This is a genomic window from Desulfotomaculum copahuensis (genome assembly GCF_001655685.1).
Lineage (GTDB): Bacteria > Bacillota > Desulfotomaculia > Desulfotomaculales > Desulfovirgulaceae > Desulfotomaculum_G > Desulfotomaculum_G copahuensis.
Genome location: NZ_LYVF01000062.1, coordinates 1 through 26,474 on the forward strand (window position 1 = coordinate 1; position 26,474 = coordinate 26,474).

A 26,474-nucleotide genomic window follows, 5' to 3' on the forward strand; every position below is an offset into this window, starting at 1 on the left:
CGGCGCACCTACCTGATTGGGGTATTGGCCAAAGTAGTAGTAGACATCGCCAAAACCCTGGGCAAACCGCTGGCGGTAGAAAAACTGGACTTCGGCAAAGACCGGCTGGACACGAATAAAAGATTCAACCGCATGGCGGCCAACTTCCCGTTCCAAAAGATGATCGCAGCCGTCATGCGTAAAGCGTTCAAAGAAGGCGTAGGCGTAAAGCAAGTCTGGCCGGCGCACACATCCACCATCGGTTACTGGAAATACATGCGGCGGTACGGAATAATCATCCACCACGCCGCCGCACTGGTCATCGCCCGCCGGGCGATTGGATGCAAAGAACGCATCACCAAAGAGTTGAGGCAAAAGATCCAAGCCGTAAGAGAAAAGCTGAACCAAAAGGCAAATTCCTTACCTGGGGAAGGAAAAGGGATGACCCGAAAGGTAAAGCGGCTCTTCAAGCAACTGGACGGAAAGATTCCCGTTTACAACGGTTTAACCCGTTTCCAACAGGAATCGTTTTATACCGTCTGGCACGACTTGAAGAAACTCGTTTTATTGAGTAGGTGACCTAAGTTTAGCCGGAGTACGGACAAACCGGTAGGCCGCATCTAACAGATCGCGGGAGGCAAAGCCAATGGCTTTCGCTTGACAGTCAACGCAGGATGGAAACCCTCGTGGTTTCACAAAAGGCCGCGTCCTGTGCCCGTCAAGTGCCGTTCTCCCGTCCGGGTGGGACTCCCGGGGCCGAGGCCCCCCTGTCGCAATGTTCGTCCCCCGGGGCGGATAAATCAAATCCGAAAGGAGCGAAAGCCTGGTCATGGGGGTGGCCGGCTGCACAAAAACCAACGCTTGTTAGGTATTGTGAGCTTTTTTGAACCAGGCAATTTTATTTTGATTGCCATCATTGATTACGGCATGGGCAACCTGCGCAGCGTGCAAAAGGGGTTCGAAAAGGCGGGCTGGCCGGCGGCGGTGGTTGACCGGCCGGAACAGCTGGCGGACGCCCGGGGGGTGGTGCTGCCCGGGGTGGGCGCCTTCAACGACGCCATGACCAGGCTGCGGGAAAGCGGCCTGGACCGGGCCGTGCACCGGGTGGTGGAGGCGGGCAAACCTCTTTTAGGCATCTGCCTGGGTTTTCAACTTTTTTTTGAATACAGCGAGGAGTGGGGCCCCACCCGCGGTTTGGGCATTTTCCCCGGCCGGGTGCGCCGGCTGACCGGCGGCGTGAAAATCCCGCATATGGGCTGGAATCAGGTGCGCCTGCTCAAACCGGGTCCGCTGACGGCCGGCATACCCGACCAGTCGGATTTTTATTTCGTTCATTCCTATTATGTCGACCCGGCCGATAAGGCGCTGGTCACCGGTGTGACTTCATACGGCATTGAATTTACGTCCATGGCGGAGCGGGACAATGTTTTCGGCATTCAGTTCCATCCAGAAAAAAGCAGTGTGCTGGGCCTGAAAATTTTGCATAACTTTGGGGGGTTGGCGGCCAAGTGTTAATCATACCGGCAATTGACCTGCGGGAGGGGAAATGTGTACGCCTGGTGGAAGGCCGGCTGGACAGGGAAACGGTCTATTCGGACGACCCGGTGGCGGTGGCCCGCTTGTGGGAGGAGCAGGGCGCCCGCTGGCTGCATGTGGTCGATCTGGACGGCGCCTTCTCCGGTTCACCCAAAAACCTGGACATGATCAGCAACATTCTGATGGCGGTGCGTATTCCCGTCCAGATCGGCGGCGGTATCCGGGACATGGCGGTGATTGAGGAATTGAAGGGCCTGGGGGTCGCCCGGGTGATCCTGGGCACGGCTGCCATTATCAACCCGTCGCTGGTCGCCGAGGCCTGCCGCTTTTTCGGCGAGTCCGTGGTGGTGGGCATTGATGCCCGCAACGGCAAGGTGGCGATCGAAGGCTGGGGGGTGACGGCGGAAAAGAACACCCTGGAACTGGCCGCCGAAATGAATTCCCTGGGCGTGAAACGGGTGGTGTTTACTGATATCTGGCGCGACGGCACTTTAAAAGGCCCCAATCTGGCCGCCATCGAGGAGGTGGCCCGCGCCACGGGAATGAAGATCATCGCCTCCGGCGGCATATCCACCGCGGCGGATCTGTTTGCATTAAAGGCGTTGGAACCCCTGGGGGTGGAGGCGGTGATCATGGGCAAATCACTGTATGCCGGCACGGTAACCATGCGCGAAGCGCTGGCCATCGCCCGCGGGGAAATGGGGGAACAGGTGTGCTGACCAAAAGGATTATCCCCTGTCTGGATGTTACCGACGGCCGGGTGGTGAAGGGAACAAACTTTATCCATCTGCGTGACGCCGGCGATCCGGTGGAACTGGCCGCCTTTTACGACCGGGAGGGCGCCGACGAACTGGTTTTCCTGGATATCACCGCATCCGCCCGGGGGCGCAAGACAGTGCTGGATATGGTCTACCGGACGGCCGGGGACGTATTCATCCCGTTTACCGTGGGCGGGGGCATCACTACGCTGGAGGACATCCGGGCCATATTATCGGCCGGCGCGGACAAGGTGTCCATCAACACGGCGGCGGTGCAAAATCCGCGGCTGGTGAGCGAGGGGGCGGAGCGCTTCGGCAGTCAGTGCATTGTGGTGGCCATCGACGCCCGCCAAAACGGCCCGGACAGCTGGGAGGTTTACGTGCACGGCGGGCGCACGCCCACCGGCATGGACGCCCTGGAGTGGGCCGGGCGGGCCGAAGCGCTGGGCGCCGGTGAAATCCTGCTCACCAGCATGGACCGGGACGGTACGAAGGACGGCTACGACCTGTCCCTGACCCGCGCCGTTTCCCGGGCGGTGCGTATTCCGGTGATTGCCTCGGGAGGGGCGGGCACGCTGGCGCATATCGCCGACGGGCTGACCGCCGGCGAGGCCGACGCCGCCCTGGCGGCCTCCATCTTTCACTTCGGCGAGTATTCCATCCGCCAGGTGAAGGAATACCTGCACGAAAGGGGAGTGCCGGTGAGGATCGGAGGCCGGTCGTCAGATGCCGGAGGCCGGTAAATGTCCAAGCTGGTTGGAGTGGAAAAACTCCGTCATGCTCAGGGGCGGAATTATGAGGGTGAATATTTCCTGGAAGGTGATGTTTTTGGCTTTTGACGTGGATAGTCTGAAATACGACGCGGCCGGGCTGATTCCGGCCGTGGTGCAGGATGTGCGGACCAATGCCGTGGTGATGGTGGCCTACATGAACAAGGAGGCGGTGAAACGCACGCTGGAAAGCGGCGAGACCTGGTTCTGGAGCCGCAGCCGGCAGCAGTTCTGGCACAAAGGGGAAACATCGGGCAACGTGCAAAAAATAAAGGAAATCTTTTACGACTGCGACCGGGACACGCTGCTGGTACGGGTGGAGCAGAAAGGCGCCGCCTGCCATGAAGGTTATTTCAGCTGCTTTCACTACCGCATTCTTCCGGACGGCGGGGTGCAGGTGGTTGGCGAACGGAAGTTTGATCCGGCAAAAGTTTACGGCAAAAACGGTATTTAAGTATCAAAACGTTTTCCTGGATCGCCCGGGCCGGCCGCCCGCCGGCATCCGGGTTTTTTTATATAAGCCGTCCGCCAACTACATGCCCGCCCGCCCCGGTTTTCCCGGAGTGTATCCGGGTTTTTTGTATAAACGGCCCGCCCCGCCGGGTGATAATCTCCAGTCAGCCGGCGCAGCCGTGCACGCTGATGCCTCCCGGCATCAGTTTACATATTTTTGTAACATGAATTACACAAAACCGTAACAATTTTAAGATTAAATTAAAAATTAGCCGGGTGTCCGGGGGCGAAAGGCAGAAAATTTAGAAAAAGGGGGTAAGAACCCCGGTTTGACCGCTCCCGGTCCGCCGCCGGCGTACCGCCGGGAGCTTTTGAGCCGGGTAGAAGCCTATGCAGACAGGTTTAAAACGGGAGCTCAACCTGCTTGATTTGACGATGCTCGGATTGGGCGCGATCATCGGTTCGGGATGGTTGTTTGCCTCCCAAAAGGCCGGCAATATGGCCGGTCCGGCCGCTATTTTGTCCTGGTTGATCGGAGGCATCGCGGTCATTTTTATTGCCCTGGTTTATGCCGAGTTGGGCTCTATGCTGCCCGAGGCGGGCGGGCTGGTGCGCTATCCCCAGTATTCGCACGGCACGTTTGTCGGTTACATCATGGGGTTTGCCTGTATCATCGCCTATTCCACGGTGATCTCCATCGAGGCGGAAGCGGTTGTTCAATACATGAGTTCGTACATCCCGGTTTTGTTTAACGGCAAAGTGATGACATTCAGCCGTTGGCTGGTTTCCCTCGTGCTCATTGTGCTGTTTTTCCTGCTAAATTACTATAGCGTCAGGCTGTTTGCCAAAGTAAACACGGTGATTACCCTGCTCAAGTTCATCACTCCCGTGCTCACCGTGATCGTCCTGTTGACCCAATTTCACGGCGCCAACCTGGTTTCCCGCGGCTTTGCCCCTTTCGGCCTGCCGGGCGTTTTATCCGCCGTCTCATCGGGCGGCATCGTCTTTGCCTTTCTCGGGTTCAGGCAGGCGGTGGATATGGCCGGCGAAGCTAAAAACCCGCAGCGGAACGTGCCCCTGGCCATCATCCTGGCCATCCTGCTGGGCGTGGTTTTATACGCCGTTTTGCAGACGACGTTTATCGGCGCCATTCCGGCGGCGAAAATGGCCGCCGGCTGGGGACAGATCAATTTCCGCTCGCCTTTCGCCGATCTGGCTTTGCTGCTCGGGTTCAACTGGCTGGCGACAATTTTGTTCGCCGACGCCATACTGTCCCCGGCCGGCACGGGCAACATTTATACCGCCTCCACCTCGCGGGTGGTGCTCGCCCAGGCCAATAACGGCTTCTGGTGGCGGATCTTCAAGAATGTCGACGGCGTTTCAGGCGTACCGCGCCCCGCGCTCTGGCTGACCTTGATTCTGGCCGTGATCTGGACCGCCCCCTTCCCGGCCTGGAACAAGCTGGTGGGCGTGGTTTCCGGCGCGGTGGTTTTCACCTACATGATCGGCCCGGTTTCCGCGCTCTCTTTGCGCCGGGTGGCGCCCGACCTGCACCGGCCGCTGCCCGTGAAAGGACTGCCGGTCATCGCCCTGCTCGCTTTTATCGTCGGCACGCTGCTGATTTACTGGAACGGCTGGTCCACCGACTGGGTGGTGGTGGTGGTCGACCTGCTCGGTTTGCTCCTTTATGCCGGATTTGTCATTGCACGCGCGGACCTGCGCACAGACCTGGCCAAAAATATCAAGGCCGGCATCTGGCTGGTGGTCTACATGTTCTTTTTGCTGGCTGTTTCATACGCCGGCAGCAAGCAGTTCGGCGGACACAACCTGATCAAGTATCCGGAAGACATGCTGGTGGTAATTATCGGAGCCATTGTATTTTTCTATTGGGGGAACGCCAGTGCCATGCGTACGGAGGAGATTGAGAACGCCGTGGCCGACCAAGTCAAGGCACAGGAATACCTGAATAAGGAGCTAACCCACAGCGCCTAGTTTCCTTCCGGGTTCCGTCAGACCCCCGGACATTCGGCATTGGACGGCGGGTCGGCGCGACCCGCTTTTTTTTGCCCCGGGGGACGGTTCCGGCGCTTACCGTGAAATCCCGCATTCAAGCCGGCGGGCTGCAGCGCGCCGCGGCGCTGTCACGCCCGCGCCGGGCCGGGAATTGTCCCGGCCGGATTCTGCTGCGGCCGCCGCGCCCGGACCTTGCGCCCCCGGGGCGGGGCCGGCTTTTCCACGGAACAACGGCCGGGCGCCTGTTCGCCCCAACGCGTTTTTGCGGGTAACCGCAGGCGTCCGTCGGCTCCACGCCGGCCGGTTATTCAGGTTTTCCCCGGCGGCAACGCCCGCCGCCAATCTTTTCCCCGCCGCAAGTGTCAAGGTTCGCGAAAATGTCAACGGCGACACTTTTTTCCCGTCGCAAGTACACTTCCAGCCGGTGCTGTGGTATAATGCGGATGTAATCATTCCCCTCAACCGGCTTTAAGGAAGTGAACCCGATGGATTTGCTGGCCAATCTGAATCCGGCGCAGACTGCGGCGGTGTGTCACGCAGAGGGTCCCCTGCTGGTGCTGGCGGGGGCGGGCAGCGGCAAGACGCGCGTGCTGACCACCCGCATCGCCTGGCTGCTGCAGCAGGGAGTGGCTCCCTATAGCATCCTGGCCATCACCTTCACCAACAAGGCGGCCCGGGAAATGAAAACACGCGTGGCGGATATGGTCTCCGGGGTGGCGAATGAGCTGTGGGTGTCCACCTTCCACGCCGCCTGCCTGCGTATTCTGCGCAGTCAGGCCCGCTTTTTGGGCTACGACGGCAACTTTGTGATTTATGACGACGCCGACCAGCAGACGGTGCTCAAGGACTGTATGAAAGAACTGAACCTGGACGAAAAAAAGTTTCCCGCCCGTTCCGTGCACGCGGCCATTTCCGGCGCCAAGAACGCTCTTGCCGGACCGGCGGAATTTGAACGGCAGGCCGGCGATTTTTTCACCCGGCAGGTGGCTCAAATTTACGGCCTTTACCAGCAAAAACTGGCCCGGAACAACGCCCTGGACTTCGACGACCTAATTATGCTCACCGTGCGCCTGTTCCGTGAAAACGGGTCCGTGCTGCGCTATTATCAGAACCGCTTCCGCCATGTGCTGGTGGACGAGTACCAGGATACCAACCGTGCCCAGTACGTGCTGGTCAACCTGCTGGCCAAAACTCACCGCAACCTGTGCGTGGTGGGGGACCCGGATCAGGGAATCTACAGCTGGCGCGGGGCCGATCTGCGGAACATCCTGGACTTTGAGCGGGACTATCCGGATGCCCGGGTGGTCAAACTGGAGCAGAACTACCGCTCCACTCAAACCATTCTGGATGCGGCCAACCAGGTGATCCGGCGCAACCGGGGGCGCAAGGAAAAACGGCTCTGGACGGCGGCCGGCCCGGGCGCTCCGGCGGTGGTTTTCCTGGCCCATGACGAGCGCGCCGAGGCGGAGTTTGTGGCCGACCGCATCGCCCGCCTGCACCACCACCGGCAGTTGCCCTACCGGGAACTGGCCGTGCTCTACCGCACACACGCCATGTCCCGGGTACTGGAGGAAGTGCTGCTGCACCGGGGCATTCCCTATACCATCATCGGCGGGCTTAAATTTTACGAACGCAAGGAAATCAAGGATCTGCTGGCCTATCTGCGCTTGGTGGTCAATCCGGCGGACACCGTCAGCCTGCGCCGGGTGATCAACACGCCCCGGCGGGGCATCGGCGAGGCCTCACTGCAAAAACTGCTCGGGCACGCCGCGGAAAGGGACATGCCCGTGCTGGAGGCGTTGGCCCATGCGGAGCAGGTGCCCGGACTGACCGGACGGGTGCGGGCGGCCTGCGCCGGGCTGGCCAATCTCTTCGGCTGGCTTTATGAGCATCAGGACGGCATGTCCGTCACCGAACTGGCCCGGCAGGTGCTGGAACGCAGCGGCTACTGGCAGGAACTGCAGGCGGAAAGCACGGTCGAATCCCGCACCAGGCAGGAGAACCTGAACGAGTTTCTCTCGGTGACCAAGGATTACGACCGTCAGGCGGTGGAAAACTCCCTGTCCGATTTTCTGGCCGGTCTGGCCCTGGTCACTGACGTGGACAAGTACGAACAGGACGCCGACCAGGTGGTGCTGATGACCCTGCACAGCGCCAAGGGCCTGGAGTTTCCGGTGGTTTTCCTGCCCGGCATGGAGGAGGGGGTCTTTCCCCACTCCCGCTCCCTGACCGAACCGGCCGAACTGGAAGAGGAAAGGCGCCTGTGCTACGTGGGCATTACGCGCGCCTGCCGGCAGCTCTACCTGACCCACACCTGGCAGCGCACGCTTTACGGCGCCACCCGCCACAACGATCCGTCGCGCTTTCTGAAGGAAATTCCGCCGCACCTGCTGACCACGGAGGATCCCCTGGACGCGGAAATCAAAGAAAGCCGGCCGGATTACGGCGGAGCGGGTTGCAAGCCGGCCGCCGGCGACACGCAATCCGGGCGGGCGCGCAAACCGGCTGCCGGTGCGGACACGGCGTATGGCCGGAGTGTCTCCGGCCGGGGGCAGGTTGTTTTTTTCAACCCCGGGGAGCGGGTGCGCCACCGCAAGTGGGGTGTGGGTACGGTGGTGCAGGTGCGCGGCCAGGGGGACGCGGCCGAGCTGCAGGTGGAATTCCCCGACCTGGGTACCAAAACCCTGCTCGCCCGTTACGCGCCGCTGGAAAGGGTGGAGTGACGGCTTTCTTCCGGGGGCGGGCGTATCCGCGGCCCGGCCGGCGGCAATAATGGTGATAATGTTTTGTGATCTGTGTGGTAAGCATGCGGAGGAATTATGTCCCGTTTATTGTTTGTAGCCATACTGACGGCCGTGATTCACGCGATCAATACGCTGATTTACTCCGTGCGCCTGTCCGGAGTGCGCACCCGGCGGCTGGCCACGGCGTTGTCCCTGTTTCAGGTGATTTTTCTGATCGCCAGCACGGCCAATTTGATTCAGGCCCCGTTGATGTCCTCCATTGTCGAACTGGCCATCAACAAGGGGTCGCAGCAGGCCGGCGGGCACGATCTGCTGTCCAGTCCGTATTACCAGGCACAGCTGGTTCATCTAAACAGCCAGATCCGGACGGTGATGCTGGCCGCCACCGCCGGCACATTGATCGGCGGGATGCTGATTCCTTCTTTCGTCAATATTTTCACCCGCGCGATTATGCTGCTGGAAGACTTCGGCAACGTGCCGCGCATGCTTTTGAAAATTTTCATCTCTCCGCGCCAGGTGGCGCGCCTGGCCGGACAGGTCAAACTGCCCGGGGTGGGGCGTTTTCGCACCGCGCTCGCCGCGCCGCTGCACATCCCGCGCTACTTTTTGGTGGCCAACATTATTATTACCGGCGTTTGGACCACGGGGGTGCTGTCAGCGCTTTACGCCGGGGCACTGATCCCGCATTTCCGCTCCACGGCCACGCTTACCTCGGGGATTGTCAACGGCGTGGCGGCGGTGCTGGCCGCCACGGTGGTGGATCCCACCGCCGCGCTGATCACCGACCAGGCCATGCGGGGCAAGCGGCCGGAGGAAGACGTGAAGCAGATGGCCGTCTACCTGGCCATCACCCGCCTGCTGGGCACACTGCTGGCGCAGGCCATCTTCATTCCCGGGGCGCTGGTGATCCGTTTCGTGGCCGCGCTGATCACCTAGCACGCGTTGCCCGGCGCCGCAAGCGCGCACTTTTCGGTTCAGGGGGTTGTAAAAAACTTTGGATACCGGCTTGGAAAAGGCCCGGGCGCGGGCGGAGGAACTGCGCCGGGAAATCGAACACCATGACTACCGCTATTATGTGCTGGACGATCCGGAGATTTCCGACGCCCGTTATGACGCCCTGATGCGTGAATTAACGGCGCTGGAAAAGGAATATCCGCAGTTGATTACGCCCGCCTCCCCCACCCGGCGGGTCGGCGGTCAGCCCCGGGAGGGCTTCGCCCCCGTGCGCCACCGGACGCCGCTGCTGAGCCTGGCCAACGCCTTCGATGAGGGGGAATTGTTTGATTTCGACCGCCGGGTACGCCAGGCGCTGTCCGGCGAGACGGTGGAGTACGTGGTGGAATTAAAAATAGACGGCCTGGCCGTCGCCCTGCGCTACGAAAACAGCCGGTTCGTCCAGGGCGCGACGCGCGGGGACGGGGAAACCGGAGAGGAGATCACCCCCAATCTGAAAACCGTCCGGGCGATGCCCCTGCGCCTGCGCCGGACGGTGCCCGTGCTCGAGGTGCGGGGGGAGGTTTACATGCCCAAGCGCTCTTTCGCCCGCCTGAACGAAGCCCGGGAGGAGGCCGGCGAGCCGCTGTTCGCCAACCCGCGCAACGCCGCCGCCGGCAGCCTGCGCCAGCTGGACCCGGCGGTGACCGCCGCGCGCCAGTTGAGCCTGTTCGTCTACGGAGTGGGCGAAGCCGGCGGCCTGGACCTGCAGTCCCACAGCCAAACCCTGGACGTCCTGGCCGAACTGGGTTTTCCCGTCAACCGGGAGCGCCGCCTCTTTGCGGATATGGAGGGGATCATCGATTACTGCCGCCGCTGGCAGCAGGCGCGTTTTGACCTGGCTTACGCCATTGACGGCCTGGTGATCAAAGTGAACTCCCTGGAACAGCAGGCGCGTCTGGGTGCAACCATGAAAAGCCCGCGCTGGGCGATTGCCTACAAGTTTCCCGCCGAGCAGGCCAAAAGCCGCGTGCTGGGTATTATGCTGCGGGTCGGCCGGACGGGCGTGCTGACACCGACGGCGATCCTGGAACCGGTGCATCTGGCCGGCACCACCGTCAGCCGGGCTACTTTACATAACGAAGACATCATCCGGGAACGGGACATCCGGATCGGGGATGCCGTACTGGTGCAGAAGGCGGGGGACATCATCCCGGAAGTGGTGGCCGCCGTTCCGGAAGACCGCACCGGCAAAGAGGAACCTTTTGTCATGCCGTCCGTCTGTCCGGCCTGCGGGGCGGCGGTGGTGCGCCCCCCGGGCGAGGCGGCCACCCGCTGCACCAACCTGGCCTGCCCGGCCCGGCGCCGGGAAGGGCTGATCCACTTTGTTTCCCGCCACGCCATGGATATCGGCGGCCTGGGACCGGCGGTGCTCGGCCAGTTGCTGGCGGCGGGACTGGTGCGTGATCCGGCCGATCTGTACACGCTGCGCCACGAAGACCTGGCTGCCCTGGAAAGGCTTGGCGACAAGTCGGCTGCCAACCTGCTGCAGGCGATAGCCAAAAGCAAGGCCAACCCGCTCCACCGGCTGATTTTCGCTCTCGGCATCCGCCACGTGGGCGAGCGGGCGGCGCGCATCCTGGCCGGTCATTTCGGTTCTTTGGACCGGCTGACCCGGGCCACCCGGGAGGAATTGCAGGCCATTCCGGAAATCGGACCGGCCATCGCCGACAGCGTGGTCAACTTCTTTGCCGGGGAACAGAACCGCCGGGTGCTGGAAAAGCTGGCCGCGGCCGGAGTGAATATGCGCCAGGAAGCGGAGGCACCGGCCGGCGGCCGGCCGCTGGCGGGCAAAGTATTCGTGCTCACCGGCACACTGGCCGGCTTCACCCGCCAGCAGGCGCAGGAGCTGATTGAGGGTCTGGGCGGCCGGGTGGCCTCCAGTGTGAGTAAAAAAACCAGCTATGTGGTGGCCGGGGAGGACCCGGGCGGCAAGTACGACCGCGCTCTGGCCCTGGGCGTGCCCGTCATGCGGGAGGATCAGTTCACCGCCCTGGTGGCCGGCGCCGGCGCCGAACAATCCGGCAACCGGCCGTCCGGCGGGCAGGCTGAAAACAGCCGCACTTGAAGGTTGTTCCGGGGAAAGCGGCTCCCGCTGTTCCGGAAACGAAGCCCGGCGGCGCTTACGGCGGGCGGACAGGCGGCGCAAATCACGCCGGGCATTGGAGCGCTCGAAGTAAGGCCGCCGGCTTTAACTTTTGCGGGTTGAGTTTAAAAAAAGATCTGCTTTCAAGGAAGGTGCTGGAAAATGATTACCATTCGGGATGTCGAGCACGTGGCCCTGCTGGCCCGGCTGGAGTTGAACGAAGAAGAGAAAAAGACTTACGCCCGGCAGCTCAACGCCATTTTAGAGTACGCCGGAATGCTCAATGAACTGGATACGGCGGACGTGCCGCCCACGGCGCACGTGCTGCCCCTGCAGAACGTCTTCCGGGAAGACCGGGTGGGCGCGCACATGCCGCCGGAAGAGGTGCTGGCCAACGCTCCGGAGCGCGAGGACCGCTACTTCAAGGTGCCGAAAATAATGTAAAGCGGACAGCGGCCTGGTTTTAAAAGAAAACTTTTTCGCCGGACCGGAACACCGGAGCGGCGGGGTACGGCCGCCGGCCTTTCAAAAAAACGTATTTTTCGGGGTGCGTGCCGGCCGGATATAGCGGGACGGCATACGTGCCCGGTGGAAAAGTGCAATCTTGGAGGGGATATTTTTGGAACTTCATTATCTGTCCGCGCATGAACTGCACGGCATGCTGGTGAAAAAAGAAATCAGCGCGGCGGAAATATGTGCGGATGTTTTCCAGCGTATCGACCGGACGGAAGAACGGATCAAGGCCTTTGTCACCCTGACCCGGGAGGAGGCGCTGGCCAGGGCGCGGGAAGTGGACAAAAAGATTGCCGCCGGGGAGGAGATCCACCCCCTGGCCGGCATACCGGTGGCGGTCAAGGACAACATGTGCACCCGCGGCGTCCGCACCACCTGCTCTTCCAAAATCCTGAGCAATTTCATCCCGCCGTACAACGCCACGGTGGTGGAGAAACTGATGCAGGCGGACGCGGTGATGGTGGGAAAAACCAATCTGGATGAATTCGCCATGGGTTCTTCCACTGAAAACTCGGGCTTTTTCACCACCGCCAACCCCTGGGACACGGAGAGGGTGCCGGGTGGTTCGAGCGGCGGTTCCGCGGCCGCGGTGGCCGCCGGCGAAGCCGTGCTGGCGCTGGGCTCGGATACGGGCGGCTCGATCCGCCAGCCGGCTGCCCTGTGCGGCGTGGTCGGGTTGAAGCCCACCTACGGGGCGGTGTCCCGCTACGGCCTGGTGGCCTTTGCCTCCTCCCTGGACCAGATCGGCCCCTTCACACGCGATGTGGAGGATTGCGCCCGGCTGTTCAACGCCATATGCGGTCACGACCCGCTGGATTCCACCTCGGCGCCGGGAAAACAGCCGGACTATACCGGCTTTCTGACGGATGACATCAAGGGGCTGAAAATCGGCGTGCCCGCCGAATACATGGGCGAGGGCATCGACCCGGCGGTGAAGGAAGTGATCGGGCGGGCCATGAAACAGCTGGCCGCGCTGGGGGTGGAAATTGAAGAAACCAGCCTGCCCCACAGCCGCTACGCCCTGCCCACCTATTATCTGATCGCGCCGGCCGAGGCCAGTTCCAACCTGGCCCGTTACGACGGGGTGCGTTACGGCTACCGGGCGGAAGACGCCGCCGACGTGGTGGACATGTTCATGAAAACACGCAGCCGCGGCTTCGGCACCGAGGTGAAAAGGCGCATCATGCTGGGCACCTACGCGCTGTCCGCCGGTTATTACGATGCCTACTACCTGAAGGCGTTGAAGGTGCGCACGCTGATCAAGCAGGATTTCGACCGCGCCTTTGAGCGTTTTGACGCCCTGCTTTCGCCCACGGCGCCCTCGCCGGCATTCAAGCGGGGTGAAAAGACGGATGATCCGCTGCAGATGTACATGTCCGACATCTGCACGCTGGCGGTGAACCTGGCCGGCGTGCCGGGCATTTCCCTGCCGGCCGGCTTTGTGGACGGCCTGCCTGTGGGTATGCAGCTGATCGGCAAACCTTTCGGCGAAGGTACCCTGCTGCGTCTGGCCTACGCTTTCGAACAGCACACGGATCACAAAAGCCGCCGGCCGGCGCTGTAAACATATCCATGGCCAAAAGCCATGCTCATAATCCATAAGAGGGCCTTAAGCATTCCTCCGGACAAACGCGCCGGCTTTTGGGCAAAGCTTTTACGTGTCACCGGAGGGTTGCCCGGTATGATTTTTTTGGCGCATTTTCCGCCAATGAGCGCAAGCTCCCGGAACCGGCCCGGTAAATTTCCTGGGAGGTATTGAATATGGCTGATTACGAAACGATCATCGGCCTGGAAGTGCACGTGGAATTAAAGACCAACAGCAAAATTTTCTGTCCGTCCACCACCGAATTCGGCGCCGGCCCGAATACGCACGTCTGTCCGGTCTGCCTGGGCCTGCCGGGCACGCTGCCGGTGCTGAACAAAAAAGTGCTGGCCTACGCCATCAAGGCGGCGCTTGCCCTAAACTGCCAGATCGCCGAATATTCCAAGTTCGACCGCAAAAATTACTACTATCCCGATCTGCCCAAGAACTACCAGATCTCACAGTACGACCTGCCGATCGCCGAACACGGTCACCTGGACATCGAAGTGGACGGGCGGGAAAAGCGCATCGGTATTACCCGCCTGCATATGGAAGAAGACGCGGGCAAACTGGTGCACCAGGGGAACATCACCACCTCGCCCTATTCCCTGGTGGACTACAACCGCACCGGGGTGCCCCTGATTGAGATTGTGTCCGAACCGGACATGCGCTCGCCGGAGGAGGCGCGCGCTTACCTGGACAAGCTGAAGGCGATAATCGCCTACACCGGCGTTTCCGATTGCAAGATGGAAGAGGGTTCCCTGCGCTGTGACGCCAATATTTCCGTGCGTCCGCGCGGGACGAAGGAATTCGGCACCAAATCGGAAATCAAGAACATGAACTCCTTCCGGGCGCTGCAGCGGGCGCTGGCCTACGAAGTGGAGCGGCAGATCGCCGTGCTGGAGGACGGCGGGCGCATAGTGCAGGAAACACGCACCTGGGATGAAGCACGGGGCGAAACCCGGTCCATGCGCAGCAAGGAGGAGGCGCACGACTACCGCTATTTCCCGGAGCCGGATCTGGTGCCGTTGGTCATCGACCGGCAGTGGGTGGAGGAGATCCGCGCCACCCTGCCCGAACTGCCCGACCAGCGCCGGCAGCGTTACATGCGGCTTTACGATCTGCCTTCCTACGATGCGGCGGTGCTCACCTCATCCCTGGAGATGGCTGAGTATTATGAAGCCTGTGTGGCCATGTACCCGAACGCCAAGGCGGTGAGCAACTGGATGATGGGCGATCTTTCCCGGCTGTTGAACGCCGCCAACATGGACATCACCGCCTGCCGGGTGCGTCCGGACAACCTGACCGGTATGCTCAAGCTGATCGATCAGGGTACAATCAGCGGTAAAATCGCCAAAACGGTGTTTGAAGAAATGTTCAACACCGGCAAGGATGCGGCGCAGGTGGTCAAAGAAAAAGGCCTGGTCCAGATCAGCGATGCCGGAGCGATCACCGCGGTGATCGACCAGGTATTGGCCGGCAACCCCAAGGTGGTGGAGGATTACCGGGCCGGCAAGGACAAGGCGCTGGGCTTTTTGGTCGGCCAGGTGATGAAGACCACCCGCGGCAAGGCCAATCCGGAACTGGTGAACAAACTGCTGCGAGAAAAGCTGCAGGCTTAAAAAAAGGGGGCAGGCATCAAACCTGTCCCCTTGCATTTATTGGCGCGGTTACGCTTTTACGACCGTATCTACAGGTTCGCTCCTGGGCGGTTTGGTGGCGAAGCTCAGGATAGCCGCCACCACCAGCAGGCCGGCGGAAATCAGGTAACTGGCGGTATAGCCGCCGGTGAGGTCGGCCGCCCGGCCGCCGATGATCGGGCCGATCAGTGCGCCGGCGCCCCAGGCGGTAAAGACCAGGCCGTAATTCACGCCGGCATTTTTCAAGCCGAAGAAGTCATAGGTGGCCGACGGGAACAGGGACAGCAGCGAGCCGTAGGCCAGACCGGTGAGGATGGAGCCGATCAGCAGCGCCCCCGGGCTGCGGTAGGAACTGAACAGAAGCATATTGGCGGCCTGTACGGCAAACACCAGCAGCATGGTATTGGTGCGGCCCAGGCGGTCGCTCAGCCAACCGGCCAGGATGCGTCCGCCGGCATTGGCCACGGCCAGCACGACCACCAGCACAAATCCCCAGTTGATGTTTCCCTGGATCTGGGATATTTTGGCCAGGTGGCCGATGATCAACAGACCGGCCGAAGCGGCAAAGCAGAACATGATCCAGAGCAGGTAAAACTGGGGCGTGGCCAGCATTTCAGAAGCGGTGAAGTCCCGCTTGGGCGCGGACAGGCTGGCCGCCCGGGCGGCCGGAGCGGGTGTGCCCTGGGGCACAAAACCGGCCGGCGGATAAGACAGTACCTGGGACAACAACACGGTCACGATCAGGAAGATAAACCCTTCTATATAGAAGGCGCGGATTACACCGAAGGACTTGATGAAGGCGTTGGTCATCGGGGCGATATAAACCGAGGCCAGGCCGAAACCGGCCACCACCAGGCCGGCAATCTGCCCCTTGCGGTGGGGCGGGAACCACTTGACCGCCGCCGGGGTGGGCGCCGCATAGCCAAAGCCCAGCCCGATGCCCACGATGACACCGAAAGTAACGGCCAGCGCCTGGAAGGAACCGGTCAAGCCGGACAGGATCATACCGCCGCCGGCAAAGATGCCGCCGATGGTGGCCACCCAGCGGGGACCGATGCGGTCCACCATCCGGCCGCCCGGCACCATGAAAATGGCGAAGACGACGCAGGCGATGGTATAGGGGATAGCCGACGCTGTTTTGCTCCAGTGCAACTGGTTGACCAAAGCGGCGGCGAATACGCTCCAGGTGTATAACACACCCAGACACAGGTTGACGCCGGTACCGGCGAAAGTAACCGCCCAGGCCCGTGCCGAACCGGGTTGACTCATCCTGATACACCTCCTGTAGGATTGACATATTCGTCGGATGGGATAAACAGATGTCGTATGAGTGCGAAAATTCTGACACATTAATCTGCACCGGCTCACTTGTGCATAAAACTTCTCACTTAATCCCCCCTTGTGAGCAAAATTCCCCCGCTGCCATCATTTTAATGGCAAACGCTTACCGGCAATATGTTTTTTCCGGCAATAGACAAAAACATCCACCAAATGGTTTAATGGTCCCAGGGGTTGTGAAAAAAGGCTGCGGAGCGGCTGCCGTTTTCCGTTCAAGGTGCAAAGACGACCGTTCGGAGCGCAAAACAAGCCGTCCAGGAAACAGAGGGAAGGGACGGCCCGGCGGGTGCGGAGCCGGGCCGTCCGGGAAACAACCGGCCGGTTTGTATACAGTATGATCATAATTTGTAGTTTTCAGTTGACTGATTTCGTGATATGATAGTTTAATAAATTGTACAACGGCTTTCAAGGGGGAAAGCTTGATTTTTTTTCGATGGAGAAAGCCTAATTTATCTTGCAAGGAGTGGAACAGGTGTGAGCGAAAGAAAAATTTTTATTGTGGACACCACCCTGCGGGATGGCGAGCAAACGGCCGGGGTCGTTTTCGCCAACCGGGAAAAAGTGCGCATCGCCAGGTTCCTGGATGAAATGGGGGTGCATCAAATCGAGGCCGGCGTCCCGGTGATGGGCGGGGACGAAAAGGAAGCGATCACAGCCATTTGCAAGGCCGGCTTGAAAGCCAGCATCATGGGCTGGAACCGTCCGGTGCAGAAGGACATTGAAGCCTCCCTGGCCTGCGGAGTGGATGCCGTGGCCATTTCCATTTCCACCTCGGACATTCATATCAAATACAAGCTGCAGACCACCCGGGAATGGGTGCTGGAACAGATGGTCAACGCCACCCGTTTCGCCAAGCAGGAAGGCATGTACATTTCCGTGAACGCCGAGGACGCTTCGCGTACCGATATGGATTTCCTGCTCCAGTTCGCCCGGGCGGCCAGGGAAGCCGGGGCCGACCGGCTGCGTTACTGCGATACGGTGGGTATCCTGGACCCGTTCACCACCTTTGAGCGCATCAAAACGATCCGGGAAAACGTGGACCTCGATATTGAGATGCACACCCACAATGACTTCGGCATGGCCACGGCCAACGCCCTGGCCGGTGTCAAGGCGGGCGCCAACCACATCGGCGTCACCGTAATCGGGTTGGGTGAACGCGCCGGCAACTCCGCCCTGGAAGAAGTGGTCATGTCCTTGAAGCACCTGGCGGGCGTCGACCTGGGCTTCCGCACGGAGATGTTCCGGGAAGTGGCCGAGTACGTGTCCCGCGCCTCCGGCCGGGAATTGCCGACCTGGAAGGCCATCGTCGGCTCGAACATGTTCGCCCATGAATCAGGCATTCATGCCGACGGGGCGCTGAAAAACCCGAAAACGTACGAAGCCTTCCAGCCCGAGGAAGTGGGCCTGGAGCGGCAGATTGTGATCGGCAAGCACTCGGGCACGGCGGCTTTAAAGGCCAAGTTCGCCGAATACGGCATCCATTTGAGCGAGTTCCGCGCCCAGGAAATGCTGGCCAAGGTGCGCTCCTACTGTGTTTCTCTGAAGCGGCCGCTTTTTGACAAGGAATTGATGTACATCTACGAAGACTATTTCGGAAAGTAGGGATCAGTCGTTGGGTCAGACGATCATTGAAAAGATTCTTTCCAGCCACTGCGGCCGGACGGCGCATGCCGGTGAAATCGTGGTCGCGCGGCTGGATTTCATCATGGGCCAGGACGGCACCTCCCCGCTGGCCATCCGGGCTTTTCAGGAGATGGACGGCCAGGCGGTTTTTGACCCGGACCGGGCGGCGCTGGTCATCGACCACAGCGCGCCCAGTCCGAACGAAGGGGTTTCGGCACTGCACAAGCTGATGCGGGAATTCGCCCGGGAAAAAGGCCTGCACCTTTTCGACATCGGCGAGGGGGTCTGCCACCAGCTGGTGCCGGAAAGCGGCCGGGTCGGTCCGGGATCGCTGGTCATCGGCGCCGATTCGCACACCTGCACCTACGGCGCCCTGAACGCCTTCTCCACCGGCGTCGGTTCCACCGATTTGGCCGCCGGGCTGATTTCCGGCCAAATGTGGTTCAAGGTGCCGGAGACGTTTAAATTCGTCTGCCGCGGCACACTGCCGCCCGGCGTTTACGCCAAGGACCTGATTCTCTTCCTGATCGGCGACGTTACTGCCGACGGGGTCACCTACATGTCCGCCGAGTACACCGGCGGGGCGGTAACCGCCCTGTCCATGGAAGGGCGCTTCACCATGGCCAACATGGCCATCGAAATGGGCGCCAAGGCCGGCCTGATGGAGGCGGACGACAAGACATTCGCCTGGCTGGGGCAGTTCACCCGCCGTCAGTTCACCCCGGTGAGCGCCGACCCGGACGCCCGCTACGCCAAAATCAAGGAGTACGACGTGTCGTCCCTGGCGCCGCAGGTGGCCCGTCCCCACCGGGTGGACAACGTCTGTCCGGTGGACGGGGTGGCCGGCACGCCCGTCCAGCAGGCGGTGCTCGGCACCTGCACCAACGGCCGCCTGGAGGACCTGCGCATTGCCGCCGGCATTCTGGCCGGCCGCCGGGTGCACCGGGACGTGCGGCTGATTGTGGCGCCGGCTTCCCGGCGCATCTTCCTGCAGGCCATGCGCGAGGGGATCATCCAGACCCTGGTGGAAAGCGGCGCGGCCGTGGTCACGCCGGGCTGCGGCCCCTGCGTGGGCACACACAATGGCGTGCCTTCCGACGGCGAAAATGTCATTTCCACCGCCAACCGCAACTTCAAGGGACGCATGGGCAACAGCAACGCCTTCATTTACCTGGCCTCGCCGGCCACGGTGGCCGCTTCGGCACTGACCGGGCAAATTACCGACCCGAGAGAATTTGTAAAGCAGGTGACGGCATGATCCTGGCGGGCAGAGCACATAAATTCAGCGATGATGTGAATACCGACTACATCATTTCAGGAAAATATAAATTTAAAACCCTGGATATGAAGGAACTGGCCAAACACGTGATGGAAGACCTGGATCCGGACTTTTACCGCAAGGTCGCCCCGGGCGACTTCATCGTGGCCGGCGCCAATTTCGGCTGCGGTTCCTCCCGGGAACAGGCGCCCCTGGCCATCAAGCACGCCAACGTAGCCGCCGTGCTGGCCAAGTCCTTTGCCCGCATTTTCTACCGCAACGCCATCAACACCGGCCTGCCGGTGCTGGAGTGCGACACGGACGGCATTGAGCCGGGAGACGAACTGACGGTGGATCCGGCCGCCGGGGTAATCACCAACCGGACCAAAGGCACTGTCATTCCGGCCAAGCCGCTGCCGCCGGTGATGATCAAAATCTTGAACGACGGCGGTTTGGCCGCCCATTTCCGCAAATACGGCGGATTCAATTTCGATTGAACCATCCGGCCGGACAGCGCCGGCGGCGGTCATCCCCCGCGTGTCCGGTTCCGGTCCGTATGCCATTGGACGTTGGTTCAGTCACGGCATACCGACGCTCGCGGCATCAACCGGCGGCGCCAAAGACCGGGAAGGCGCCGCCCCGGTGTGGCGGCGGGCAGATAGAGGATACAGGAGGAATAAAGCAGCAGTGACACACAATGTAACTTTAATCCCCGGCGACGGGGTCGGTCCGGAGATTGCCGCGGCCGCCAGGCGGGTGATTGACGCCTCCGGGGCGCGCATCGCCTGGGAAGTGGTGCAGGCGGGCGAAGCGGTGATGGCTGAATACGGCACGCCGTTGCCGGCTTACGTGCTGGATTCCATCCGCAAAAACAAGGTGGCTTTAAAAGGGCCGATCACCACGCCGGTGGGGAAGGGTTTCCGCAGTGTGAACGTCACCCTGCGCCAGGAACTGAACCTTTACGCCAATGTGCGCCCGGCGCGCACCCTGCCGGGAATCAAAACCCGCTACCAGAATGTGGACCTGATCATTGTGCGTGAAAACACGGAGGACCTGTACGCCGGCATTGAACACCGGGTAGGCGCGGACGCCGCCGAGAGCATCAAGATCATCACCCGGCCGGCCTCCGAACGCATCGCCCGCCACGCCTTCGACCTGGCCCGCCGCCAGGGGCGGCGCAAGGTGACCGCCGTGCACAAGGCCAACATCATGAAGCTCTCCGACGGTCTCTTTCTGGAATGCGCCCGCCGGGTGGCGGAGGAATACCCGGATATCGCCTTTGAGAACATGATTGTGGACGCCATGTGCATGAAGCTGGTGCAGACGCCGGAGAACTACGATGTGCTGGTACTGCCCAACCTGTACGGGGACATTGTAAGCGACCTTTGCGCCGGACTGGTGGGCGGTTTGGGTGTGGCGCCCGGAGCCAATACCGGCCTGGAGGCGGCCGTCTTTGAACCGGTGCACGGCAGCGCGCCCAAGCACGCCGGACAGAACCGGGTCAATCCCCTGGCCATCATCCTGTCCGGAGTGATGATGCTGCAGCACCTGGGCGAAAATGAAGCGGCAGACCGGATCATGCGGGCGGTGACAGCCGTGCTGTCCGAAGGCCGCAACCTGACCTACGACCTGGGCGGCTCCGCCGGCACCAGTGAAATGGCCGGAGCGATCATCGGGAAAATGCAAGGATAACCCCGCCCTTAAAACAGGCAGGCGGGCCGCCCCGTTCCGGGAACGGCCAGCAATCAAGTGCGGCGGACCGGACAGGCCGTCCGGCCGGAGGGATTCGCCCCGTCTGAAATATTATTCCGTCAAAAGGAACGGCTGGCCGCCGTTCTTTTTTTTTGCATAAAAAAAGGCTTTGCACATAATAATAACTTTGTGGCCCCGGTTATCTAAAAGCAGCTGAATAACAACAGGAGGTGAATGCAATTGGCCTACCCGAGCAACTTCGGGGAAGGGGACTACCGGCTGCAAGCCATGCATGAGGCCGGATTTCCCGGGGGAGTGGTGGTGGACCCGACACCGGTCACCGCATATGACGAAATAACGGTATTTTATAACGGACTGCTTGCCCGGAGCGGCGCCGGACAGGTTTACCTGCATGCCGGTTACGGCAACGCCCGTGACTGGCGCAATGTGCAGGACCTGCGCATGTCCCGCACCGGCTGGGGCTGGGTGAAAACGCTGCAAATGTCCGATGACACCCGTTTTAATTTTTGTTTCCGGGACAACGCCAACAACTGGGATAACAATAACGGGATCAACTGGAGTTTTGAAATTCATAACGGAAACCGCCCCATGTAGCCCCGGCTTGAAGGTTATTATGCCCCGTACGGAAAGCATAGAGATCGGGACTTGCCTTCAATCCCTACCGGAAGCGGTAGGGATTTTTGATTAGGATCTGTAACGCGCCGGCCGCTTCCGTCCGGCCGGGAATATGGTCCGCGGGCCGTTTTAAGGAGGATCTGTCGCTTGCGTGTGCTCATGTTGTCGTGGGAATACCCGCCCCGGGCAGTGGGCGGCCTGGCCCAGCATGTCTATGATTTGACCGGCGCCCTGGCCGCCGCCGGGGAGGAGGTGCACTTGATCACCTGTGGCGCCCCGGGTCTGGAAGAATACGAGGAAGTGAACGGCGTACATGTCCACCGGGTGGTGCCCTACCAGATATCGGCGCCCGGTTTTGTCACCTGGGTCGCCCAGTTGAATGTAGCCATGCTCGAAAGGGCCATTCCCATCGTCAATGAGTTGAATGTTCATTTGCTGCACGCTCACGACTGGCTGGTGGCCTATGCCGCCCGGGCGCTCAAGCACGCCTGCCGCCTGCCGCTGGTGGCCACCATCCATGCTACCGAATATGGACGGAATTACGGTTTGCATAATGACACCCAGCGGCATATCAGTGATATTGAGTGGTGGTTGACATTTGAAGCCTGGCGGGTGATCTGCTGCAGTCATTACATGCGCAACGAGGTGCGCCACGTTTTCCAGCTGCCGGACGACAAGGTGGGCGTGATCCCGAACGGAGTCAACCCGTCCGCCTTTGCCGCCCGGAATCCGCAGGCGGCACGTGACCATTACGCCGCCCCAGACGAACAGATTGTTTTTTACGTCGGACGGCTGGTGCGGGAAAAGGGAGTGCAGGTGCTGCTGGACGCGGTGCCGGAAGTGCTTTCCCGCCATCCGCGGACGAAGTTTGTTATTGCCGGCAAGGGTCCTTATGCCGCTCAACTGCACCAGCAGGCCGTTGATCTGGGTATCGCCAGCCGCGTTTATTTTACCGGCTATGTCGACGACAAGACACGCAATTCCCTCTACGGCTGGGCCGCCGCCGCCGTCTTCCCCAGCCTGTACGAGCCGTTCGGCATTGTCGCCCTGGAGGGTATGGCGGCCAGGGCGCCGGTAATTGTGGCCGATACCGGTGGTTTGAGTGAGATTGTGGAGCACGGAGTGGACGGTTTGAAATTTTACCCCGGTAACAGCCATTCCCTGGCCGATATGATCTGCTGGCTGCTGCAGGATGGACAACTGGCGGAAAAATTGCGCCAGCGCGCCTTCCGCAAGGTGCAGGAGCAATTCAACTGGCGGGACATCGCCCGGCAGACCGGCCGGGTCTACCGGGGGGTCTGGCAGGCTTACCGCGGCGCCACCTGGTACGATACTCCGCGAGCCGGACGTTTATTCAACCGGGTCACGCGCATGCTGGCCCGGGCTTGAAACCCGTGGTCAATTACACAGGAGGGATGAGATGAAAGCAGTGATTATGGCCGGCGGTGAAGGTTCGCGCCTGCGCCCACTGACCTGCGGCCGGCCCAAACCGATGGTGCCGGTGGCCAACCGTCCGGTAATGGAACACATCGTCGACCTGCTCAAAAAGCACGGTTTTACCGACCTGATGGCCACCCTGCAGTATATGCCCGCGGCCATCCGCGATCATTTCGGCAACGGCGCCTCCTTCGGCATTAATATGCACTATGCCGTTGAGGAGACACCGCTGGGCACGGCGGGCAGCGTGAAAAACACCGGGGATTTTCTGGATCAGACCTTCCTGGTAATCAGCGGCGACGCCCTCACCGATCTGGATCTGGGTGCGGCCGTCGACTTTCACCGCCGGCGGGGGGCCATGGCTACCCTGGTGCTGACCCGGGTCAGCTGCCCACTGGAATACGGCGTGGTGATCACCGGGCCGGACGGACGCATCACTCAGTTTTTGGAGAAACCGGCCTGGGGGGAAGTGTTCAGCGATACGGTGAATACCGGCATTTATGTGCTGGAACCGGAGGCGCTGGATTATATCGAGCCCGGGCGCATGTTTGACTTCAGCAAGGATCTTTTCCCCCTCCTCCTGCGGGAGAAAAAACCGCTTTTCGGTGTTGTTCTGCCGGGTTACTGGTGTGACATCGGCAACCTGCAGCAATATCTGCAGGCGCACCACGACATACTTTCCGGCCGGGTGAGCGTGAACCTGCCGGCCCGGGAGGTACAGCCCGGCCTCTGGCTGGGCCGGGACGTGCAATTGGGCGAGGATGTGCGCGTGCAGGGGCCGGTGCTGATTGGGGACGGCTGTCACCTGGGCGCCGGTGTGGAACTGGCTCCTTATACGGTGCTCGGGCCGGACTGCCGGATACAGGACCAGGTTTCAATCAAACGCAGCGTGCTCTGGAACAATGTCTATCTGGGCGCCGGCGCCGCCCTGCGGGGGGCGGTGCTGGGCAGCCGCGTGCAGGTTCAGACCGGCGCCTCCGTCTATGAGGGAGCGGTGGTGGGGAGCGATTCGGTGATTCAGGAACTGAGCGTGATCAAGCCCGACGTGAAATTGTGGCCGCATAAAATGGTGGAAGCGGGAACCGTGGTGCAGAACAGCCTGATCTGGGGCACGCGCACGCCGAAAAAAGTTTTCGGGCTGGAAGGTGTCTCCGGGCTGGTCAACGTGGAAGTAACCCCGGAATACGCCAGCCGGTTGGGGGCGGCTTTTGCCTCCGCCCTGGGCGGCGTCGGCACCGGCCTGGCGGTGAGTGCGGACCGTTACCCGGCCTGCGGCATGATCAAAAACGCCCTGGCCGGCGGTATGCAGTCGGTGGGCGCCCGGATTTGCGATCTGGGTACGGGCATCACTCCCATGCAGCGTTTCGGCGTGCGCAGCCTGGGGCTGGCCGGCGGCGTACACGTACGTGTCTCCGCCCGGCGCAGCGACCAGGTGACCATGATCTTCCTGAACGGCAACGGGGGCAATATTTCCCGCAGCCTGGAACGCAAGGTGGAAAACCTGTTCATGCGGGAAGACTTCCGCCGCGCGGAACCGGGACAGGTCAAACCGGCGGAATATGTTCCCGACATGCCCGGCACCTATCTGCGGGCGTTGACCCGCGAGTTGGACACCGGATTGATCCGGAAAAGCCGCTTTCACCTGATTACGGCCTATGACCACGCCAATCTGGATCCTTTTTTGCAGCCGCTGTGCGGCCTGTTGAATATTGAACTGGAAAACCTCGAACCGGACAATCCGGAACTGCCGCCGCGCAACTGGCCGTCCTACCAGGAGGTTCTGCCCCTTTTGGCCGGCCGGGTTAAGGAACGGGGCGCCTGCGCCGGGGTGATCATGGACCACAACGGGGACCGCCTGGTGCTTGTTGATGAGCGGGGGCGCCTGATTCAGGATAATCTGCTGACCGCGCTGATCGCCCTGATCATTCTCAAGTCCCAGGGCGGTCCGGTGGTGGTGCCCGTGACCGCCCCCCGGGTGATCGAAACGCTGGCCGAACGTTACCGGGGGCAGGTGGTGCGGACCAAAACGGCGGTGCAGGATTTTGTGGAAAAAGTGCTCGGTCAGGACGAAGCGCTGCGCCGGCAGGGCGGCAGGCGCGTTTCCCAGTTCCTGCTCAACTTTGACGCTCTCGGGGCGCTCACCCGTATCCTGGAGTTCGCTGCCGCCCACCGGCTCTCCCTGGGCGAACTGGTGGACGAAATACCGGCCTTCTTTGTCGACCGCAAGGAGGTGGCCGTACCCTGGGAGGCCAAGGGTACGGTGATCCGGCGGTTGATCGAGGAACCGCCGGCGAAGGAACTGGAACTGCTGGACGGTGTGAAGGTGTTTCACCCCCAGGGCTGGGCGCTGGTGCTGCCGGATCCCGAGGAGCCGGTCTGCCGGGTGTTCAGTGAAGGGGCGACCATGGAGATCGCCCAGTCCCTGACCGATTTCTACATCGACAAAATCAGCCGGATTGCCGGCGGGAAATAAATAGCGGTCTTCCGGCCGGCTTTGCAGTAGCGCCGGCCGGAAGACCTTTAATTTTCAAAGGCGTGATTCGCGCCGCCGGTTCGCTTACCGGCGGCGCGTGTCGTGGTTCGCTCCCGGACCTGCGCCAGACGCTCCGCCGGTCCGGGCACCACCTTCAAGAGCGGCTGTTTTTATGTTAATGGGACGCCGTGGTGGACGGCGGCGCCGGTTTGATCAGCGGCGCGCCCAAAGGCAGGATGGTGCGTCCGAATTCCGTGTTCAAGATCACGCCGGCGGCGGTATACAGGCCGAAGATGCCGGCGATGAGCAGGAATACGCCGGCAATGGGCACCGGTGTACGGGCAATGGCCCCCATGTCGGCCAGGGAAATAATCCACAACGCCGGGTCGAGGGCGACCACCACCGCGCAAAGGGTCAGCGGTGATTTGAAATAAGCCGGCGTCCAGGTGGTCAGGGCGATGGCCAGGGCCAGCCAGGCCCAGCCGTCGATCCGGGCGTCTATTTTCCAGCCGTTGGTGGCGGCAAAGAATTTTAAAATCAGTTCCAGACCGGTAACCAGCATGAAAAAGGCCGAAAAAAAGGTGAACACATTGCCGCCGGTGCTGTTGCCCTCTTTCAGTTCAATCAGTCCGACACACAGCTGCACCACGAAACCGCCCAGCAGCCAGATGCCCATCAGCGGCGATACCCCCGCCGTCACTTTGCCGGTCAGCAGGGCGTAAAAAACAAAGCATGCCATGGCCAGGGCGACCAATCCGGCGGGACCGGGATTTGCCCAATCGTGTCCTTTGGCCAATAATAACGCCTCCTTTTGTTTGGTTTTGTCTTCATCAATCAACAGTTGCTCAGCCCGGATCAATTCAAGCCGTTCTTGATCATCATCCCCTTTCCCGGATTTGTGGTTCCCGGGGAATTGTAAATGCAAGAACCATGTTAATATTCAGTAAAAT

Annotated in this window: 21 protein-coding genes; 19 read left to right on the plus strand and 2 right to left on the minus strand. The window is 61.2% G+C overall.

The features are described from left to right. From A6M21_RS04895 to gatB, 12 genes are all read left to right on the plus strand, one after another. Nucleotides 1-558, plus strand: a 558-nt coding sequence (locus A6M21_RS04895) for an IS200/IS605 family accessory protein TnpB-related protein (RefSeq protein WP_151191805.1), incomplete at its 5' end; no start/stop codon positions are given. A gap of 324 nt (nt 559-882) precedes the next feature. Beyond that, nucleotides 883-1,494, plus strand: a complete 612-nt coding sequence (hisH, locus tag A6M21_RS04900; protein ID WP_066666879.1) for an imidazole glycerol phosphate synthase subunit HisH — start codon at nt 883-885, stop codon at nt 1,492-1,494. Then, entirely contained in the window at nt 1,488-2,234 is a 747-nt protein-coding gene (gene hisA / locus A6M21_RS04905; RefSeq protein WP_066666770.1) for a 1-(5-phosphoribosyl)-5-[(5-phosphoribosylamino)methylideneamino]imidazole-4-carboxamide isomerase, read from the plus strand. Before hisH ends, hisA begins: the two co-directional genes overlap by 7 nt. Next, nucleotides 2,228-3,016, plus strand: a complete 789-nt coding sequence (gene hisF / locus A6M21_RS04910) for an imidazole glycerol phosphate synthase subunit HisF (protein ID WP_066666771.1) — start codon at nt 2,228-2,230, stop codon at nt 3,014-3,016. Before hisA ends, hisF begins: the two co-directional genes overlap by 7 nt. Before the next feature lie 85 nt (nt 3,017-3,101). Continuing rightward, nucleotides 3,102-3,497 carry a phosphoribosyl-AMP cyclohydrolase gene (gene hisI / locus A6M21_RS04915; RefSeq protein ID WP_078060411.1) on the plus strand — a complete coding sequence of 132 codons (396 nt, stop codon included), beginning with the start codon at nt 3,102-3,104 and terminating at the stop codon, nt 3,495-3,497. A gap of 389 nt (nt 3,498-3,886) precedes the next feature. Beyond that, nucleotides 3,887-5,488: an APC family permease gene (locus A6M21_RS04925; RefSeq protein WP_066666773.1), complete on the plus strand. Its 1,602-nt coding sequence runs from the start codon at nt 3,887-3,889 to the stop codon at nt 5,486-5,488. Nucleotides 5,489-5,994: 506 nt separating this feature from the next. After that, nucleotides 5,995-8,232 (plus strand): DNA helicase PcrA, encoded by a 2,238-nt coding sequence (pcrA, locus tag A6M21_RS04940; protein ID WP_066666776.1) that lies wholly within the window; start codon nt 5,995-5,997, stop codon nt 8,230-8,232. Between the two features lie 96 nt (nt 8,233-8,328). Next, nucleotides 8,329-9,189: a lipid II flippase Amj family protein gene (locus A6M21_RS04945; protein WP_066666777.1), complete on the plus strand. Its 861-nt coding sequence runs from the start codon at nt 8,329-8,331 to the stop codon at nt 9,187-9,189. Between the two features lie 58 nt (nt 9,190-9,247). Further along, complete coding sequence (gene ligA / locus A6M21_RS04950) at nt 9,248-11,314, plus strand: NAD-dependent DNA ligase LigA (RefSeq protein ID WP_078060401.1); 2,067 nt, start codon at nt 9,248-9,250, stop codon at nt 11,312-11,314. 180 nt (nt 11,315-11,494) lie between these two features. Further along, complete coding sequence (gatC, locus tag A6M21_RS04955) at nt 11,495-11,776, plus strand: Asp-tRNA(Asn)/Glu-tRNA(Gln) amidotransferase subunit GatC (protein WP_066666778.1); 282 nt, start codon at nt 11,495-11,497, stop codon at nt 11,774-11,776. Nucleotides 11,777-11,951: 175 nt separating this feature from the next. Beyond that, nucleotides 11,952-13,409 carry an Asp-tRNA(Asn)/Glu-tRNA(Gln) amidotransferase subunit GatA gene (gatA, locus tag A6M21_RS04960; RefSeq protein WP_066666779.1) on the plus strand — a complete coding sequence of 486 codons (1,458 nt, stop codon included), beginning with the start codon at nt 11,952-11,954 and terminating at the stop codon, nt 13,407-13,409. Between the two features lie 197 nt (nt 13,410-13,606). Beyond that, nucleotides 13,607-15,049, plus strand: coding sequence for an Asp-tRNA(Asn)/Glu-tRNA(Gln) amidotransferase subunit GatB (gatB, locus tag A6M21_RS04965; protein ID WP_066666780.1), 1,443 nt, complete (start codon nt 13,607-13,609; stop codon nt 15,047-15,049). A gap of 48 nt (nt 15,050-15,097) precedes the next feature. Here the strand turns inward: gatB and A6M21_RS04970 are convergent, their stop codons facing one another. Beyond that, a complete protein-coding gene (locus A6M21_RS04970) occupies nt 15,098-16,336 on the minus strand; it encodes an L-lactate MFS transporter (RefSeq protein ID WP_066666781.1) in 1,239 nt (412 codons plus the stop codon). A 543-nt stretch (nt 16,337-16,879) separates the two neighbouring features. On the opposite strand from A6M21_RS04970, the gene nifV reads away from it, so the two are divergent. The 7 genes from nifV (at nt 16,880) to A6M21_RS05010 (ending at nt 25,524) form a co-directional block, all read left to right on the plus strand. Continuing rightward, entirely contained in the window at nt 16,880-18,007 is a 1,128-nt protein-coding gene (gene nifV, locus A6M21_RS04980; RefSeq protein WP_066666783.1) for a homocitrate synthase, read from the plus strand. Between the two features lie 10 nt (nt 18,008-18,017). Then, nucleotides 18,018-19,286, plus strand: coding sequence for a 3-isopropylmalate dehydratase large subunit (locus A6M21_RS04985; protein ID WP_066666784.1), 1,269 nt, complete (start codon nt 18,018-18,020; stop codon nt 19,284-19,286). Then, the gene (locus tag A6M21_RS04990) at nt 19,283-19,783 is read left to right on the plus strand and encodes a 3-isopropylmalate dehydratase small subunit (RefSeq protein WP_066666785.1); all 501 of its coding nucleotides are present in this window, start codon (nt 19,283-19,285) and stop codon (nt 19,781-19,783) included. Before A6M21_RS04985 ends, A6M21_RS04990 begins: the two co-directional genes overlap by 4 nt. 190 nt (nt 19,784-19,973) lie before the next feature. Further along, nucleotides 19,974-20,978 (plus strand): isocitrate/isopropylmalate dehydrogenase family protein, encoded by a 1,005-nt coding sequence (locus A6M21_RS04995; protein ID WP_066666786.1) that lies wholly within the window; start codon nt 19,974-19,976, stop codon nt 20,976-20,978. A 240-nt stretch (nt 20,979-21,218) separates the two neighbouring features. Then, nucleotides 21,219-21,593 carry a carbohydrate-binding protein gene (locus A6M21_RS05000; protein WP_066666787.1) on the plus strand — a complete coding sequence of 125 codons (375 nt, stop codon included), beginning with the start codon at nt 21,219-21,221 and terminating at the stop codon, nt 21,591-21,593. 174 nt (nt 21,594-21,767) lie between these two features. After that, nucleotides 21,768-23,003, plus strand: a complete 1,236-nt coding sequence (locus tag A6M21_RS05005) for a glycosyltransferase family 4 protein (RefSeq protein ID WP_427854603.1) — start codon at nt 21,768-21,770, stop codon at nt 23,001-23,003. Nucleotides 23,004-23,034: 31 nt separating this feature from the next. Beyond that, on the plus strand, nt 23,035-25,524 hold the full coding sequence (locus A6M21_RS05010) for a mannose-1-phosphate guanyltransferase (RefSeq protein ID WP_066666789.1): 2,490 nt from the start codon (nt 23,035-23,037) through the stop codon (nt 25,522-25,524). Nucleotides 25,525-25,699: 175 nt separating this feature from the next. Here A6M21_RS05010 and A6M21_RS05015 read toward each other — a convergent pair whose 3' ends face one another. Further along, the gene (locus tag A6M21_RS05015; protein WP_078060413.1) at nt 25,700-26,320 is read right to left on the minus strand and encodes an acetate uptake transporter family protein; all 621 of its coding nucleotides are present in this window, start codon (nt 26,318-26,320) and stop codon (nt 25,700-25,702) included. Nucleotides 26,321-26,474 lie beyond the last annotated feature (154 nt).